Origin of the sequence: Streptomyces filipinensis (assembly GCF_014649495.1) — a bacterium.
Lineage (GTDB): Bacteria > Actinomycetota > Actinomycetes > Streptomycetales > Streptomycetaceae > Streptomyces > Streptomyces filipinensis.
Genome location: NZ_BMTD01000031.1, coordinates 1 through 14,511 on the forward strand (window position 1 = coordinate 1; position 14,511 = coordinate 14,511).

At 70.0% G+C, this 14,511-nt stretch carries 13 protein-coding genes; 5 read left to right on the forward strand and 8 right to left on the reverse strand.

What is annotated here, in order from left to right; translation table 11 throughout:
- Positions 1-92 precede the first annotated feature (92 nt).
- Positions 93-647, forward strand: coding sequence for a GNAT family N-acetyltransferase (locus IE244_RS38830; protein WP_191878289.1), 555 nt, complete (start codon positions 93-95; stop codon positions 645-647).
- Here the strand turns inward: IE244_RS38830 and IE244_RS38835 are convergent.
- The 8 genes from IE244_RS38835 to IE244_RS38870 all read right to left on the reverse strand — a co-directional run bounded on the left by IE244_RS38835 (position 644) and on the right by IE244_RS38870 (position 10,514).
- Positions 644-2,206 (reverse strand): type IV secretory system conjugative DNA transfer family protein, encoded by a 1,563-nt coding sequence (locus IE244_RS38835; protein WP_191878290.1) that lies wholly within the window; start codon positions 2,204-2,206, stop codon positions 644-646. The two genes, IE244_RS38830 and IE244_RS38835, sit on opposite strands and share 4 nt — an antisense overlap.
- A 17-nt stretch (positions 2,207-2,223) precedes the next feature.
- A complete protein-coding gene (locus IE244_RS38840; protein ID WP_191878291.1) occupies positions 2,224-3,636 on the reverse strand; it encodes an ATP-binding protein in 1,413 nt (470 codons plus the stop codon).
- A gap of 14 nt (positions 3,637-3,650) precedes the next feature.
- Positions 3,651-5,210: an SCO6880 family protein gene (locus tag IE244_RS38845; protein ID WP_191878292.1), complete on the reverse strand. Its 1,560-nt coding sequence runs from the start codon at positions 5,208-5,210 to the stop codon at positions 3,651-3,653.
- On the reverse strand, positions 5,207-6,529 hold the full coding sequence (locus IE244_RS38850; RefSeq protein WP_191878293.1) for a hypothetical protein: 1,323 nt from the start codon (positions 6,527-6,529) through the stop codon (positions 5,207-5,209). Before IE244_RS38850 ends, IE244_RS38845 begins: the two co-directional genes overlap by 4 nt.
- Positions 6,519-7,340 carry a DUF8175 domain-containg protein gene (locus IE244_RS38855; RefSeq protein ID WP_191878294.1) on the reverse strand — a complete coding sequence of 274 codons (822 nt, stop codon included), beginning with the start codon at positions 7,338-7,340 and terminating at the stop codon, positions 6,519-6,521. The genes IE244_RS38850 and IE244_RS38855 overlap by 11 nt, the downstream gene beginning before the upstream one ends.
- Before the next feature lie 130 nt (positions 7,341-7,470).
- Positions 7,471-7,779 (reverse strand): DUF8827 family protein, encoded by a 309-nt coding sequence (locus tag IE244_RS38860; protein ID WP_014673544.1) that lies wholly within the window; start codon positions 7,777-7,779, stop codon positions 7,471-7,473.
- Between the two features lie 494 nt (positions 7,780-8,273).
- The gene (locus tag IE244_RS38865; protein ID WP_191878295.1) at positions 8,274-9,641 is read right to left on the reverse strand and encodes a S53 family peptidase; all 1,368 of its coding nucleotides are present in this window, start codon (positions 9,639-9,641) and stop codon (positions 8,274-8,276) included.
- A gap of 258 nt (positions 9,642-9,899) precedes the next feature.
- Positions 9,900-10,514, reverse strand: coding sequence for a TetR/AcrR family transcriptional regulator (locus tag IE244_RS38870; RefSeq protein ID WP_191878296.1), 615 nt, complete (start codon positions 10,512-10,514; stop codon positions 9,900-9,902).
- 62 nt (positions 10,515-10,576) lie between these two features.
- On the opposite strand from IE244_RS38870, the gene IE244_RS38875 reads away from it, so the two are divergent.
- The 4 genes from IE244_RS38875 (at position 10,577) to IE244_RS38890 (ending at position 14,441) form a co-directional block, all read left to right on the forward strand.
- On the forward strand, positions 10,577-11,476 hold the full coding sequence (locus IE244_RS38875) for an oxidoreductase (RefSeq protein WP_191878297.1): 900 nt from the start codon (positions 10,577-10,579) through the stop codon (positions 11,474-11,476).
- Between the two features lie 129 nt (positions 11,477-11,605).
- Positions 11,606-12,370, forward strand: coding sequence for a trypsin-like serine peptidase (locus IE244_RS38880; protein ID WP_191878298.1), 765 nt, complete (start codon positions 11,606-11,608; stop codon positions 12,368-12,370).
- Positions 12,371-12,512: 142 nt separating this feature from the next.
- The gene (locus tag IE244_RS38885; protein WP_229854735.1) at positions 12,513-13,520 is read left to right on the forward strand and encodes a C40 family peptidase; all 1,008 of its coding nucleotides are present in this window, start codon (positions 12,513-12,515) and stop codon (positions 13,518-13,520) included.
- Positions 13,521-13,748: 228 nt separating this feature from the next.
- The gene (locus IE244_RS38890; RefSeq protein ID WP_191878300.1) at positions 13,749-14,441 is read left to right on the forward strand and encodes a phosphatase PAP2 family protein; all 693 of its coding nucleotides are present in this window, start codon (positions 13,749-13,751) and stop codon (positions 14,439-14,441) included.
- The last annotated feature ends 70 nt before the right edge of the window (positions 14,442-14,511 follow it).

Sequence of the window (14,511 nt, forward strand, 5' to 3'; positions counted from 1 at the left end):
GGACCCTGTGGGAGAGTAGGACGCCGCCGAACAATTTTTGAGAAAGGCCCACGCCATCTGGCGTGGGCCTTTCTGCGTTTATGCTCGACCGCATGCGCTATGACTACGACATCCGGTCCATAGACCCCGAGGAGTGGGCCGAGGTGAAGCAGCTGCGGTTGGACGCGCTGCGGGACCCGGACGCTCACCTTGCCTTTCTGGAGACGTACGAGGAGGCCGTGGCCCGGACGGACGCCTTCTGGCAGGACCGGGCGGTCGGATCCGGTGCGGGTTCCACGGCGGCCCGGCAGTTCATCGCCGAGGCGTCCGACGGGGTCTGGGCGGGCTCGGTGACCGTGCTCATCGAGGAGGCCGGCACGAAGGACTGGGCGGGGTTGGCCGTCGAGCGCCGGCAGGGGCATGTCGTCGGCGTGTACGTCCGACCCGAGCACCGTGGGAACGGGCTGATCAAGGCCCTGTTCGAGGCGGGGGTGGGATGGGCGCGGGAGCGCGGTGCCGAGCGCGTACGGCTGCTGGTGCACGAGGACAATGCCCGGGCCCAGGGCGCCTACCGCAAGGCGGGGTTCGTGCCGAGCGGGGTGACCGTGCCGTTCGTGAAGGACGGGGCGCAGAACGAGCTGGAGTTCGTGCTGGAGTGGCGTCCCTAGACCGGTAGTTCCTGGTGCGGCCAGCGGGAGCGGGCCTGTTCGCGGGAGCGGAGCAGGGCGAGGGTCGGCAGACCCTGGTCGTGGCCGGTGGCGAGCAGGTCCGGAAGCTGGGGGAGCGGGGCCACCGCTGCGACGTCGTCCAGGACCAGGGTGAGTGGTGGGTCGAGCCGACCGGAGGATGACCGTTCGGCCATGCGCCGGCCGCGCTCGACCACGCTCGAGACGAGGGCCGTCAGGAGGGGCATGGCGCCGGGGTTTGTCCTGGGGTCCTCGATGGATTCCCCCACCACATAAAGCGTGCCCCCTTCGTGGACGAAGGAATCCAAGGTGAGGGCATCAGTTCGGTTTGGGGTGCAGGCCTCGCGGATGTTCACGGTGAACAGTGCGGACAGGGCACGGCTCGTCAGTTCCTGGGCGATGTCCCGGCGTTCGGGGTGGGCGGTGAGCGCGGACTCGAGTTCGCCGGCGGCGCCGGGGGCGGCCTTGGGGTGGGTGCGCAGGGTGCGTACGGCGTCCTGGATCTGGGTGCCCTGGGACCAGCGGTGCACATGGCGGATGGTGCGGTTCTCCAGGGCGGCGGCGTGGAGGTAGCTGCGCAGGAGGGTGGTCGCCGCGTCCGCTACGGCCTGGTCGATCTTCGCCGTGGGTTGGACGGGAGCGAGCAGTGCGGTCGCTCGCCGCAGCGCGGTCTGTTTGTCCTCGCAGCCCGCCGTGGGGGACCAGTGGAGTCGGGCCGGGCTGTCACAGAGGTGGCTGGGGTCGTAGAGGAGGGTGGGGCCCAGTTTGGCGCGGGCGTCCTTCGTGTCCGACCAGAGGGCGGGGTTCGAGGTGACGACGAGGGCGGGGCCCTCGGCGTCACGTACGGCCTGGGCCGCGGCCGGTTGCCGGCTTTCCCGGGGTGCCACGACCACTCGTTCCCATCCACCCACCCGTTCCCCGTCGGCGGGGAGGTGCGCGGCGGGGTCGCCGGGAGGCGGCGTCTGCCGGCGGGGCACCGTCAGCGTGGGCGTCGGCTCGGTGCGCGGTGGTGGGACCTCGTACCGCTGCTCGACGGGCACGGTTGTGACGGGCAGGGTTTCGGTGGGCTGGGTTTCGGTGGGCTGGGTTTCGGTGGGCTGGGTCTGGGTGGACGGGGCCGTGGTGGGCGCGGCCGGTCGGGTCGTGGTCTTGGCGGTCGCGGTGCGCCGGGCCCTGCCGGCCCGCCATCGTGCCACCGCTCCTATCGCGAAAAGGGTGAGGACGAAGAGGACCATCAGCTGGCCGATGAACAGGCCCCAGAACAGTCCCCAGCCGGACAGCTGGGAGGTGTGGGTGTCCGGCCACGCGCCGGTGATGTCGTGAGGCCGGGCGATGAGGTGACGCATGGCCAGAGGGGTGCGGGTGAAGGAGACGCCGTCGGGCCAGACGCCGTGGGCGAAGAGGGCGGCGAGGCCCGTGGCCGTCCACACCAGCACGGTCATGCCGAGGAGGAACGCGAGTATGCCGATCAGGAGGCCGTCCGGGATGCCGCCCTGGCCTTCCCTGCGGTCGTCGCGGCGATCGCGCGCGTCCGGTCTCACCGTTCCTCCCTCTGTTCCTACGCCACCGTGGATTCGGAGTCGCCGAGGTGCTGTTCCACGAAGGCCGCCGCCCGCTGTTCGGCCTCCAGCTCGGCGGCGCGCATGGCTTCGTCGGCCAGGAGGTCGCTGGAGGACTCGGTCATCGCGCGGTCGGTGAAGACCAGCGGGCGTTCCGTCTCTGTGACCAGGTGTTTGACCACCTGGACATTGCCGTTGACGTCCCATACGGCGATGCCGGGCGTCAGTGTGGGGATGATTTCCACCGCCCACCTCGGCAAACCCAGGACGCGGCCGGTGGCCCGTGCCTCGTCCGCCTTCTGGGCGTAGATGGTCCTGGTCGACGCCATCTTCAGGATCGCCGCCGCTTCCTTGGCGGCGGCCCCGTCGACCACGTCGGACAGGTGGTGGACGACGGCGACGAAGGACAGGCCGAGCCGGCGGCCGAACTTCAGCAGCCGCTGGAACAGCTGGGCCACGAACGGGCTGTTGATGATGTGCCAGGCCTCCTCGACCAGGAAGATGCGCTTCTTCCGGTCGGGGCGGATCCAGGTGTGCTCCAGCCATACGCCGACGATCGCCATGAGGATCGGCATGGCGATGGAGTTGCGGTCGATGTGGGAGAGGTCGAAGACGATCAGGGGGGCGTCCAGGTCGATGCCGACGGTGGTCGGACCGTCGAACATGCCGCGCAGGTCACCGTCGACCAGGCGGTCGAGGACCAGGGCGACGTCGAGTCCCCAGGCGCGTACGTCGTCTATGGCGACGTTCATCGCCTCGGCCGACTCGGGCTCGGGGTGTCGTAGCTGCTCGACGATGTCGGTGAGGACCGGCTGGCGGTGGACGATCGTCTCGTTGACGTAGGAGTGGGCGACCTTGAGGGCGAAGCCGGAGCGTTCGTCGAGGCCGTGGCCCATCGCGACCTCGATGATCGTCCGGAGCAGCGCGAGCTGTCCGGTGGTGGTGATCGCCGGGTCGAGGGGGTTGAGGCGGATCCCGTGGTCCAGTGCGGCCGTGGGGTCGAGTCGGATGGGAGTTATCCCCAGCTCCTGCGCGATGAGGTTCCATTCGCCGACGCCGTCCTCGCCCTGGGCGTCCAGGACGACGACCTGGCGGTCCCGGAAGCGCAGCTGGCGCAGGACGTAGGTCTTCTCCAGGGCCGACTTGCCGTTGCCGGACTCGCCGAGGACGAGCCAGTGCGGGGCCGGGAGCTGTTGGCCGTACAGCTGGAAGGGGTCGTAGATGTAGCCCTTTCCGGAGTACACCTCGCGGCCGATGATGACGCCGGAGTCGCCGAGGCCGGGTGCGGCCGTGGGCAGGTAGACGGCCTGGGCCTGGCCTGTGGAGGTGCGCACTGGCAGCCGGGTCGTCTCGACCTTCCCGAAGAGGAAGGAGGTGAAGGCGTCGGTGAGGACGGACAGCGGATCCCGCATCGGCGAATCAGCCCCTACCTGCGGATGCCGGTGGCGAAGGGAAGTGTGTTCACGAAGGCGCGGTGGTGCTCGCGGTCGCACCACTCCAGCTTGAGGTACGACTTTCCGGCGGATGCCCTTATGGTCCGCTTGTCGCGGTTGAGGGCTTCCGGGGAGCGGGAGGAGACGGTGATGTAGCCGACGAGGTTGACGCCGGCGGCACCGCTGGCGAGGTCTTCGCCTCTCTGGTCGAGCCGGTTGTGGGCGGCGATGTCCCGCGGGTCCACCGTGCGGTTCATCTTGGCGGCGCGGGAGGCCTCGGCCTCGTCGTTGGTCTTCTCGGTCAGCATGCGTTCGATGGCTACCTCGGTGGGTTCGAGATCCATCGTGACGGCCACCGTTCGGATGACGTCCGGGGTGTGGACGAGGAGGGGGGCGAGGAAGTTGACCCCGACCGGGGTCATCGGCCATTCCTTCACCCAGGCGGTGGCGTGGCACCAGGGGGCGCGGGTGTTGGACTCGCGGGTCTTGGCCTGGAGGTACGTGGGCTCCATGGCGTCCAGTTCGGCCGGCCAGGCGTTGCGCTGGGTCATGGCCTGGATGTGGTCGATGGGGTGGTCCGGGTCGTACATGGAGTGGATGAGGGACGCGAGACGGCCCTGGCCGAGGGGCTGTCGTACCCGGATGTCGGCTTCCTGCAGGCGCGAGCAGATGTCGGTCAGCTCGCGGGCCATGACGACGGCGAGGCCGGCGTCGCGGTCGACCTTGCCGCCGTGGGTGCGGACGGCGCGGGCCATGGCCTGGGCCTCGGCGGCCAGTTCGCGGTTGTAGTGCATGCAGGCGACGAGGTAGGCGCGGTGCTGTTCGCTGCTCGTGGAGACCATGGACTGCAGTTGGTCGTACGACCGGGCCAGCCAGTCGGGGGCCTTCTCGTCGCCGCGCAGGCTGACGTCCTTGGCGTGGGCGTCGGGGTCGGCGGGCAGGGTGCGGGCGAGCATCTGCAGCCGGGTCACGAAGCCGTCGCCGTTGGCGACGTGCTTGAGGAGTGTGCCGAAGCGGTCGACGAGGGCTTCCTGGTCCTCGGAGTCGCGCAGGCCGACGCCCGGGCCCTCGATCTCGATGGCGGCGGTGACGGTCTTGCGGTCGGCGTGCAGCAGTACGGCGATCTCGTCGGGCCCGAAGGGGGCGGCGAGCCAGGTGATGCGGCCGATGCCGGGCGGTGGGCCGACTTCGACCTCGCGGCCGTCGAGGGCGGTGCCGGCCTCCATGGCGGTGGACCGGTACACGGCGTTGCCGGACTTGACGGTTCGCTTGTAGCTGCGGTTGATCTCGACCCACTTGTAGAAGGTGCGGCGCTTGTAGGGCACGTAGACCGCGGCGAGGGCGAGCAGCGGGAAGCCCATGAGCAGCACGATCCGCAGGGACAGGACCGGGACGACGAGGCCGCACATCATGCCGAGGAACGCGCCCGCGATGATCAGCACGATCTCGCCGGACTCGCGGTTCCGGCCGATGATCGCGTTCGGCCGGGCGCGGCCGATGAGATACGTACGGCGGGGCGTGATCGGATGGGACAGGTGGGACTCGGTCGTCAACGCCCTTCACCTCCCGAGCGGTTGTTGCGGGTGTTGCCTGCGTGCGGGGTGTTGACCGGGCTGGGCGCGCGGGGCGCGGGCGTGGCGGAGGGGACGGCTCCGCCGCCCCCGGTGGGGGTACGGCCGCTGTGGGCGGCGACGCCGCCGGTTGCGGGGTTGGCGGGGCGGGGGCTGCTGGAGGCGCCGGCGGCCGCTCCGTTGTTGTCCGCGCGGGTGCTGTGGGTCTTGATGCCCTGGGCTACGAGGGTGGCGGGGGAGCTGATGACGGCGGCGGCCTTGCTTTCGGCGCCCTGCATGATGCGGTTGTTGCGGCCGTTCGCGATGTCGTCGCCGAAGCCGGGGACGAAGCGGTAGATCATCGCGCTGGCGAAGATGGCGAGCAGGATGATGGCGAGGCCGGAGACCACGGCGGAGAAGGCGTCGGGGCCGTTGCCGGAGGAGAGGGCGCCGGCGAGGCCGAGCACGATGACGATGACGGGCTTGACCAGGATGACCGCGATCATGATGCCCGCCCAGCGGCGTACGTGGCCCCAGAGGTTCTTGTCGACGAGGCCTGCGTAGACGACGGTGCCGAGGAGGGCGCCGACGTAGAGGAGTGCGGCCCTGATGACGAGTTCCAGCCAGAGGACGCCGGCGGCGAGGATGCTGACCAGGGAGACGACGATCAGCATGATGGGGCCGCCGCCGATGTCGGTGCCCTTGTTGAGGGCGCCGGAGAAGGTGCCGAAGAAGGTGTCGGCCTGGTCGCCGGTGGTCTTGGCGAGGACGTCGGTGACGCCGTCCGTCGCCGAGACGACGGTGTACAGGATGAGGGGGGTGAAGGCGGAGGCGAGGACGGTGAGCCAGAGGAAGCCGATGGCTTCGGAGATGGCGGTGGTGAGCGGGACGCCGCGCACGGCTCGCTTGGCTACGGCGAGCAGCCACAGCACGAGGGTGAGGATCGTGGAGGCGGCGAACACGATGGCGTACTGCTGCAGGAACTTGGGATTGGTGAAGTCGACGTTGGCGGTCTCCTTCACGGCGTCACTGAGCTTCCCGATGGTCCAGGAAGCGGCATCGGCACAACCCTTGGCCAGGGAGGAGAGGGGGTCGAGGGTGTCGGTGAGGGGGTTGTTGGATCGGGTGAGCCCCCCTTTGGAGCCGCCGTTGTCCTTTTCGCAGAAGTCTCGTGCGGCTCCGTGGATGAGATCGCACGGGTCGTTGCTCTTGGAGGGTGAGGGGGTGGGGGCGGCGAAGGCACGTGTCGCCATAAGGACGGCTGCCGGCTGGATGGCTGTGATTGCGCCAGCCAGAGCGAGTACACGGCGCTTAGCGGGCATAGGTGAACCCTCCGTACTCGTTGACGGCATTCGACATTTCGTTGGCGCTAGAAGCCTTGTCATCCCCCGGGACAGGCGCCGGGCCTTCCTTCTGGGAGTGCGTGATGATCTTCCAGTCGCCAGCGGCCCACTCGAGTCGCATTGTGATGGTGAACCAGCTGTTGGTCACCGGGTTCTTGGAACTGTCGCCTGCGAGTCCGAGCAGGCCGCTGCACCAGACCTCGACCGTGGCTGTGTCGCTGGTGGCCGCAGTGACCTTGGTGCCGATGGGGCTTGTACGGGAGACGAACGTGTAGCCCTTCGGTGCCGTGCCGTCTTGGTTCAGGCCGAGCGTTGTGTTGAAGGCAGGCGTGTAGGCCTTGTCGAACGCGGCTTCAGAACTGATCACCTTGGATGGGGTGATGACGGTCTGAAGGATGTAGTCCCGTCTGGCCTTGTTGAACATGTCCGCTGACCCCAGGGCCACCGCATAGTTCGCCGCCGCGCTCTCCGCCCCCTGATCCGTATGGGCGAAGCCCGAGGGAATTCCGCCGGTTTTTGTGTCTACCGGGCGGGTGCCTGAGGGGGCTGTGGCGGCGGATTTGGGGTGGGGGTCCTTTGGTGTCGTGCCGTCGGCTGGTGCATGGTCGCCTCTGTTGGCGAAGGCGATGGCTGCGATGAGGAGTACTGCTACGCCGACCACCGTGACCAGGCTTCGGGGGGAGGAGCGGCGGGGGGTGCGGCGGGGGGCGCCGCCGTAGGGGTCGCTGTCGGGGAGGCGGGTTCTGGTGTGGCCGGTGTCGGCGTAGGTCTGTTCGTCTCCGGGGTTCATGCCGCGTACGCCCTCTCCGCCTCGTAGAGATATGACGGTAGCCGTGCTGGTTCCCGCGCGGGCGCGGTGTGGTGACTCGTCGTCAGGGACATCAGGGAGACGCAACCTCAGCCGGAGGAGGAAGGCGGGGTCAGACCGCCATGCCGTACACGATCGTGAACAGGGTGCCGAGGGAGCCGATGATGAAGACCCCGGTCAGGCCGGCGATGATGAGGCCCTTGCCCTGTTCGGCGCTGAAGGTGTCGCGCAGGGCCGTGGCGCCGATACGTTGCTTCGCCGCGCCCCAGACCGCGATGCCGAGGCACAGGAGGATGGCGACGGCCATCACCACCTCGATCATCACCTTGGCCTCGTTGCCCAGGCTGCCGAAGGGGCCCCAGTCCGGAGCGATCCCGCCGATGATGGTGTTGATGTCTCCCTTGTCGGCCGCAAAGAGCATGTAAGTCACCGCCCCTGGTGGGTAGTTCCGCTTGACCCCCTGCGGGGTGCAGAGGTCAGGCCTCATTGTCGCCGACAACGCCGCCAACGTATGTCGACTTGACGTCATTGGCCGGTGGGTTTCGTACGTGTAGCCCGTATGGTGACTCTGTGTATCACGGCAGGTCACGCCGGGCAACGAGGTGCCACCGGAACCTGTCGTGTGGTTCCGTCGTTGTCCTCCTTTACGACCTGGGCCGGTTTCTGACGGCTGGTCGGGTGAGGCGTCGGGATGATGTTCTCACGGGCGGGGGAGCGGAAGCCGGCAAGGCCCCGGCGGTGGTGGCCGCCGGGGCCTGTGAGGTGCGTGGTCGGGGTGGTTCACGGGTCTCGGACAGGGAAAACGGGCCGCGGCCGGCTGCCGTGACCCGTCTTCCTGTCCGCGCCGCCGAGGGGACCCCACGTCCCCCTCACCTGGCGGCTCCCCGTGACCCGACGGGGTGGTTCGGATGGTGCTCAGCTCGCGCCGAAGGCGGCGGTGCCCTCGGGGGTGCCCCAGCCGGTCGGGCCGTCGTAGCCGGACCGGGCGGTGCAGAAGTACGACGTCGAGCACGCGCCGTTGCTGCCGCTGGTGACGTCGTTGAGGGCGGAGGTGCCGGCCGCGTTGTACGGGTACCGGGCCGGGTAGTCGCCGCTGCCGGGGGTGCCGGCGAGGGCGTACACCGAGGCGGTGATCGGCGAGGAGGCGCTGGTGCCGCCGTAGGTGTTCCAGCCGGTGCCGTCGGAACCGTAGGTGTCGTAGACGGAGACGCCGGTGGCGGGGTCGGCCACCGCGGACACGTCGGTGATCATGCGCTTGGCGCAGCCGGTGTCGGTCTGCCAGCTGGGCTTGGCGTCGTAGGCGGAGCAGCCGGAGCCGGTGCCCTCGGTGCTGGAGGTGTTCCAGACGGACTCGGTCCAGCCGCGGCTGTCGGAGGAGGTCTTCAGGGCGGTGCCGCCGACGGCGGTCACGTACTTCGAGCCGGCCGGGTACTCGGCGCCGTAGGCCTCGTCGCCCGCGCTGGCGGTGATGGCCACGCCCGGGTGGTTGTAGTACTTGGAGTCGTAGGAGGTGTCGGAGGAGGACTCCGGGCCGCCGTAGCTGTTGGAGACGAACCTGGCGCCCAGCTTGACGGCCTCGTTCACCGCGGTGCCCAGGTTGGCGTCGGACGCGGACTTCGCCTCGACCAGCAGGATGTTGCAGTTCGGGCAGGTCGCGCTGACCATGTCGAGGTCGAGGGACTCCTCGCCGGCCCAGCCGCTGTCGGCGGAGGGGAGCGAGGTGGTGGAGCCGGTCTGGCTGACTTTCGTGAAGCAGCCGTTGTCGGTGGTGCAGTCCGGCAGGCCGTAGTGGGAGCGGTAGGCCGCGAGGTCGGACTCGGCGTCGGGGTCGTCGTAGGCGTCGACGATGGCGACGGTCTCGCCCGAGCCGGCCGAGGAGGCGGCGGCGGTGAGGCCGTAGGCCGACTGGAGGTCCGAGGGGCCGTAGCCCGTGGGGGAGTCGGAGGAGGCCTTCGGGGAGACGGTCTTCGGCGCGGTGCCCTTCAGGGCCGCCTGCTTCTCCATGAAGGCGGTGGTGCCGCCGGTGACGCGCAGGGCGTCGCAGGCGGCGTAGCCCTTCTTGGGGGTGGTGCCGCACGCCTTCTCGTAGCGCACATGGGCCTTGGCGACCTGGGCGGCGATGGTCCTGGTGCTCACCTTGTGGTGTGCGGCGGCGGTGTCCGCGTGGGCGGTGGCCGCGGTGCCGAGGCCGGCGACGACGAGTGCGGCGGTGGCCGCGGCTGCCGAGCCCATCCGGGTCCATCTGCCGCGTATGCGGGGGGAGTCGGGAGTGGGGGTACGCAAGGTACAGCCTCCTGGAAGTGGTGGACCGAGGCCTGCGGGTGTGGGGGTTCCACCGGGTGGGTGACCGGTGGGGGCGGCGGCCCGCGTCGACCATCGCTTGTTGAGTACGCGACAACAAGAGGCTTTCGGAATTCTGACTTCCGCGTTACCCAAGGCGGTGGGGGGCTTACTGATCAATGACGGTGTGCTGGCGCTGTGCTGGGCGCCACTTGACCCGGTGCACAGGTTCGCGGTGGAGCCGGCCGCGGCGTGGCGGGGTCAGCGGGGCGTGAGGCCGTGGAGCAGCAGGTGGACGTGTTCGTCCAGGCCGTTCATGGCGTCCTCGGCGTCGAGCGCGCAGGCGGCGATGAGGGCGGCGAGGCCGTGCAGGCTCGCGGCGGCGATCATGGTGATCCGCTCGGGGTCGCCGGCGACGATCTCGCCCCGCTCCTGGGCGTCCGCGATCATCCGGGTGAAGGAGCCGAGGGACTCGTCGACGGCCGCGGCGAGCTGGGCGGAGCTGTCGGGGTCGTGCTTGCGCGTGAACATCAGCTCCAGCAGTTCGGGGTTCTCGACGGCGAAGCCGAGATACGCCCGCGCGAGGGCCGCCATCCGCCCCTCGAAGCTGAGTCCGGGTTGTCCGGCGGCGCTGCCCAGTGCCCGGTTCAGCCGCTCGTAGCCGTCCAGGGCGAGGGCGTCCATGAGGGCCTGCTTGTCCTTGAAGTGCCGGCCGGGGGCCGCATGGCTCACTCCGACGTCCCGGGCCAGCTCGCGCAGGGAGAGCGCGCCGGCTCCCTTCTCGCGCAGGGTGCGCTCGGCGCTCTTGAGCAGGGCGGCGCGCAGGTCTCCGTGGTGATAGGGGCGGTTCGTCGGTGACGGGGACATGCGCGGCATGCGGACCATCGTAACTCGATGTTGTCGTTGACATCATTGTTGTCGGTGCCTACTTTGGAGGTATGACGGATAAGTGGAACGTGACCCGCCTGCCCGACCAGACCGGCCGCACGGCCGTGATCACCGGCGCCAACAGCGGCCTCGGCCTCGCGACCGCCGAGGCGCTGGCCCGGGCCGGAGCGCATGTGGTGTTCGCCGTACGGGACCTCGCGCGGGGCGGCGCCGCCGCGGCGACGGTGAGCGGCAGCACCGAGGTGCGCCGCCTGGACCTGGCCGACCTGGACTCGGTGCGGGAGTTCGCGGACGCCTGGGACCGCCCGCTGGACCTGCTGGTCAACAACGCGGGCGTGATGATGCTGCCGGAGCAGCGCACCAGGCAGGGTTTCGAGATGCAGTTCGGCACGAACCACCTCGGGCACTTCGCGCTGACCAACCTGCTGCTGCCGTACCTGACCGACCGGGTGGTGACGGTGTCCTCCGGCGCCCACCGCTTCGGCGACGGTGTGATCCACTTCGCCGACGTCAATCTGCGCGGCCGCTACACCCCGGTCCGCGCCTACGCCCAGTCCAAGCTGGCCAACCTCCTGTTCACCCTGGAGCTCCAGCGCCGTCTGACCGAGGCCGGGTCCGCTGTCCGCGCCCTCGCCGCCCATCCGGGCTACGCGGCCACCAACCTCCAGAGCCACAGCGCGAATCCGCTGGCCAGGGCCGTCATGGCCATCGGCAACAGGGTGTTCGCGCAGACCGACAAGGCCGGCGCCCTGCCCACCCTCTACGCCGCGAGCCAGGACCTGCCCGGGGCGGCCTACGTCGGCCCCGCCGGCCTCGGCGAGATGCGCGGTGCCCCCACCCTGGTCGGCCGCAGCACGGCGGCCGGCGATCCGGAGGCGGCCCGACGGCTGTGGACGCTGTCACAGGAGCTGACCGGGGTGGAGTGGGGTCTCGGGGCGAAGACGGGCTGACGTTTCCGCCGCATTGCCCCGAGACGACGAATCCGGCCGCGCTGCGGTGGCGCTTCGACGAGGTTTCACAGGAAAATCTCAGTGAAGTCGGAGCCGGAATCTCACCTTCGTGGGACACAGTGAGGACTGATGAAGCGCATCTCACGCATCACGGTCACCTCGCGTCCCGCGTTGCTCGGAGCTGTGGTGATGCTCGCCCTGACCTCCGCGTCCGTGGCGGCCGCCGAGGAACCAGGGCCCTTCGGGGTCACCGGCGATGCCGTGGCCAACCGGCACACCGCGCGGGTCGGCGCGCTGTTCGGCGCGGACCGGGCCGACCACCTGTCCGGCGGGCACTTCTGCACGGCCTCGGTCGTGCACAGCCCGCAGCGCGACCTCCTCGTCACCGCCGCGCACTGCGTCGACGGCACCGACGGCCTGGTGTTCGTGCCGGGCTACCGGGACGGGCAGGCGCCGTACGGGGTGTGGAAGGTGGGGAGGCGGTTCCTTCCGGACGGGTGGGCCAAGGACCAGGACGAGGACAGCGACCTCGCGTTCGTCGTCGTGGACGACCGGGACGGCCAGGCGGTCGAAGACGTCGTCGGGGCGAACCGGTTCGTGACGGGGGCGGCCACCGGCGCCACCGCCGTGACCCTCGCCGGCTACCCGAACTCCCGCGAGGTGCCCATCAGATGCACCAACAAGCCGCGCCCGCACAGTCGCACCCAGCAGCGCATCGACTGCCCCGGCTTCGCCGACGGCACCAGCGGCAGCCCCTGGATCAACGGCGACGGGCAGGTGGTCGGAGTGCTCGGCGGCCATGAACACGGCGGCTCGACCGACGACGTGTCGTACAGCGTGGTGCTGGGCGGCGAGGCGGCCGAGCTGTACCGGGACGCGGTCGGCGGCTCCTGAGCCACCGCCGCCCGCCCGCGGTGTGATGCCCCGTCAGCGGCGGGTGGCCGCCGCGGGTGTGGTGCGCCGCTCCGGGGTTCTCGTGCGGGGGCGGGTCCGCTCTTAGACTGCTGCCGGTGGACTTGCCGGTGGCGAGGGGCGGTTGACGGTGCGTAAGGCGTGGGTCGTCGGGGGTGCCCTCGTGGGGGCCGGGCTGAGCTTCGTCATGCTGCTCGTCGTCGGGGTCTACGTCGTCGCCGGGAACCTCCTCAACAGCGCCACCTCGGGCAGCCGGGGGCTCGCGAAGGGCGCCGTACCCGCCGCCTACAAGACGCTCGTGCAGCAGTGGGGCAATCTGTGCCCGGCGCTCAGCCCGGCGCTGCTCGCCGCCCAGCTGTACCAGGAGAGTGGCTGGAATCCGACCGTCGTCAGCCCCGCCGACGCGCGCGGCATCGCCCAGTTCATCCCGAGCACGTGGGCCACGCACGGTATCGACGGCAACGGCGACGGCAGGCGGGACATCTGGGACCCCGACGACGCGATCCCGTCGGCCGCTTCGTACGACTGCGAGCTCGCCAAGGACGTGAAGGGCGTGCCGGGCAACGTCTCCGACAACATGCTCGCCGCCTACAACGCCGGTGCCTACCGGGTCATAAGGGCCGGCGGGGTTCCGGCCATCAGCGAGACGCAGAACTACGTCAAGCGGATCCGCAGCCTGGAGCAGAGCTTCGCCGCGCCCGTCACCCGGATCGACCCCACCCGGCAGGCCGCCGGTGCCATCGCCTTCGCGCAGAGCAAGCTCGGCACGCCCTACCTGTGGGGCGGCGAGGGCAGGGCCGAGCAGGGCGGCCGCTTCGACTGTTCGGGGCTGACCCAGGCGGCGTACGCGAGGGTCGGGATCAGCCTGCCGCGCGTGGCCAACGACCAGTACAACGCCGGACCGCACCCCTCAAGGGACCAGCTCCTGCCGGGTGATCTGGTGTTCTTCTCCACCAACCTCAGCGACTCGCGGGCCATTCACCACGTGGGGATCTACGTCGGCGGCGGCTATATGATCGACGCACCGCGCACCGGGGCCGTCATCCGGTTCGATCCCGTCGACACCGGTGACTACTTCGGCGCCACCCGGGTCACCGCAGATGGCGCGAAAGCACTGCCCACCAAGGTGTGACCCAGTGTGAACCCGCCCCCTGAGCTGGGGTGATGAGTCTCTCTTCGATAACGTCTGAGTGATCATTCAGTGGAGAGTGGAACGTATTGATGGGAGTCGTGCGTTCCTGTTGACGTAGCCGAGCGGACGTCAGTGCGGCAGTGCAGCGGAAGCGGATCTACGGGACCACGGGGGTAGGAGCGGCGCACACGAGGTGCGTCCGGTAGACGAGGAAGGGGCCGCAGCACCATGGCTGTACTCGCCGAATCCGGATCGAACCCCGACGTCGACCTGCTCTACGACATCAATGGCCTGGCCAAGGACGCGCCGCACTGGTTCGACCGGGTCATGGAGTTCGTGGGCGAGTACGGGCTGCTGGTGGCCATGGTGCTGCTGGTGCTGTGGTGCTGGGGGACCGTGCGGCGCCGGGGCGGCGAGGACGCCGCGCCCTCCGTCGCCGCGCTGGTGTGGGCGCCGCTCGCGGCCGGTGTCGCGGTGATGGTGAACGTGCCCATCCGCGGGTTCGTGGAGCGGCCCCGGCCCTTCGTGCAACACCAGGGACTGGACGTCCTCGTCTCCGGCAAGACCGACTTCTCCTTCGTCAGCGACCACGCGACGATCACCATGGCGCTGGGCGTCGGGCTGTTCGTCGCCAACCGGCGGTTCGGCATCGCCGGGATCGGGCTGGCGCTGCTGGAGGGCTTCTGCCGGGTGTACATGGGTGTGCACTACCCGACGGACGTCGTCGGCGGCTTCGCGCTCGGTACGGCGGTCGCGCTGCTGCTGTCGCCGCCGGCCATGGCACTGCTCACACCGCTGATGCGGGCGGTGGAGCGGTCGCCGCGGGCGGGGTGGATCGTGCGCGGGCGATCGGCGCCGGGGGTCCCCGTCGTCCCCAGCGCCCGCCGCGTCGAGTCCGAGGAACGGGACCTGGCGGCGTAGCCGGTGCTGCGGCCGGGCGCCCCGTAAGGGGCGCGGGGAACCGCGCGACCAGCCACGCCGGACCGCAGTC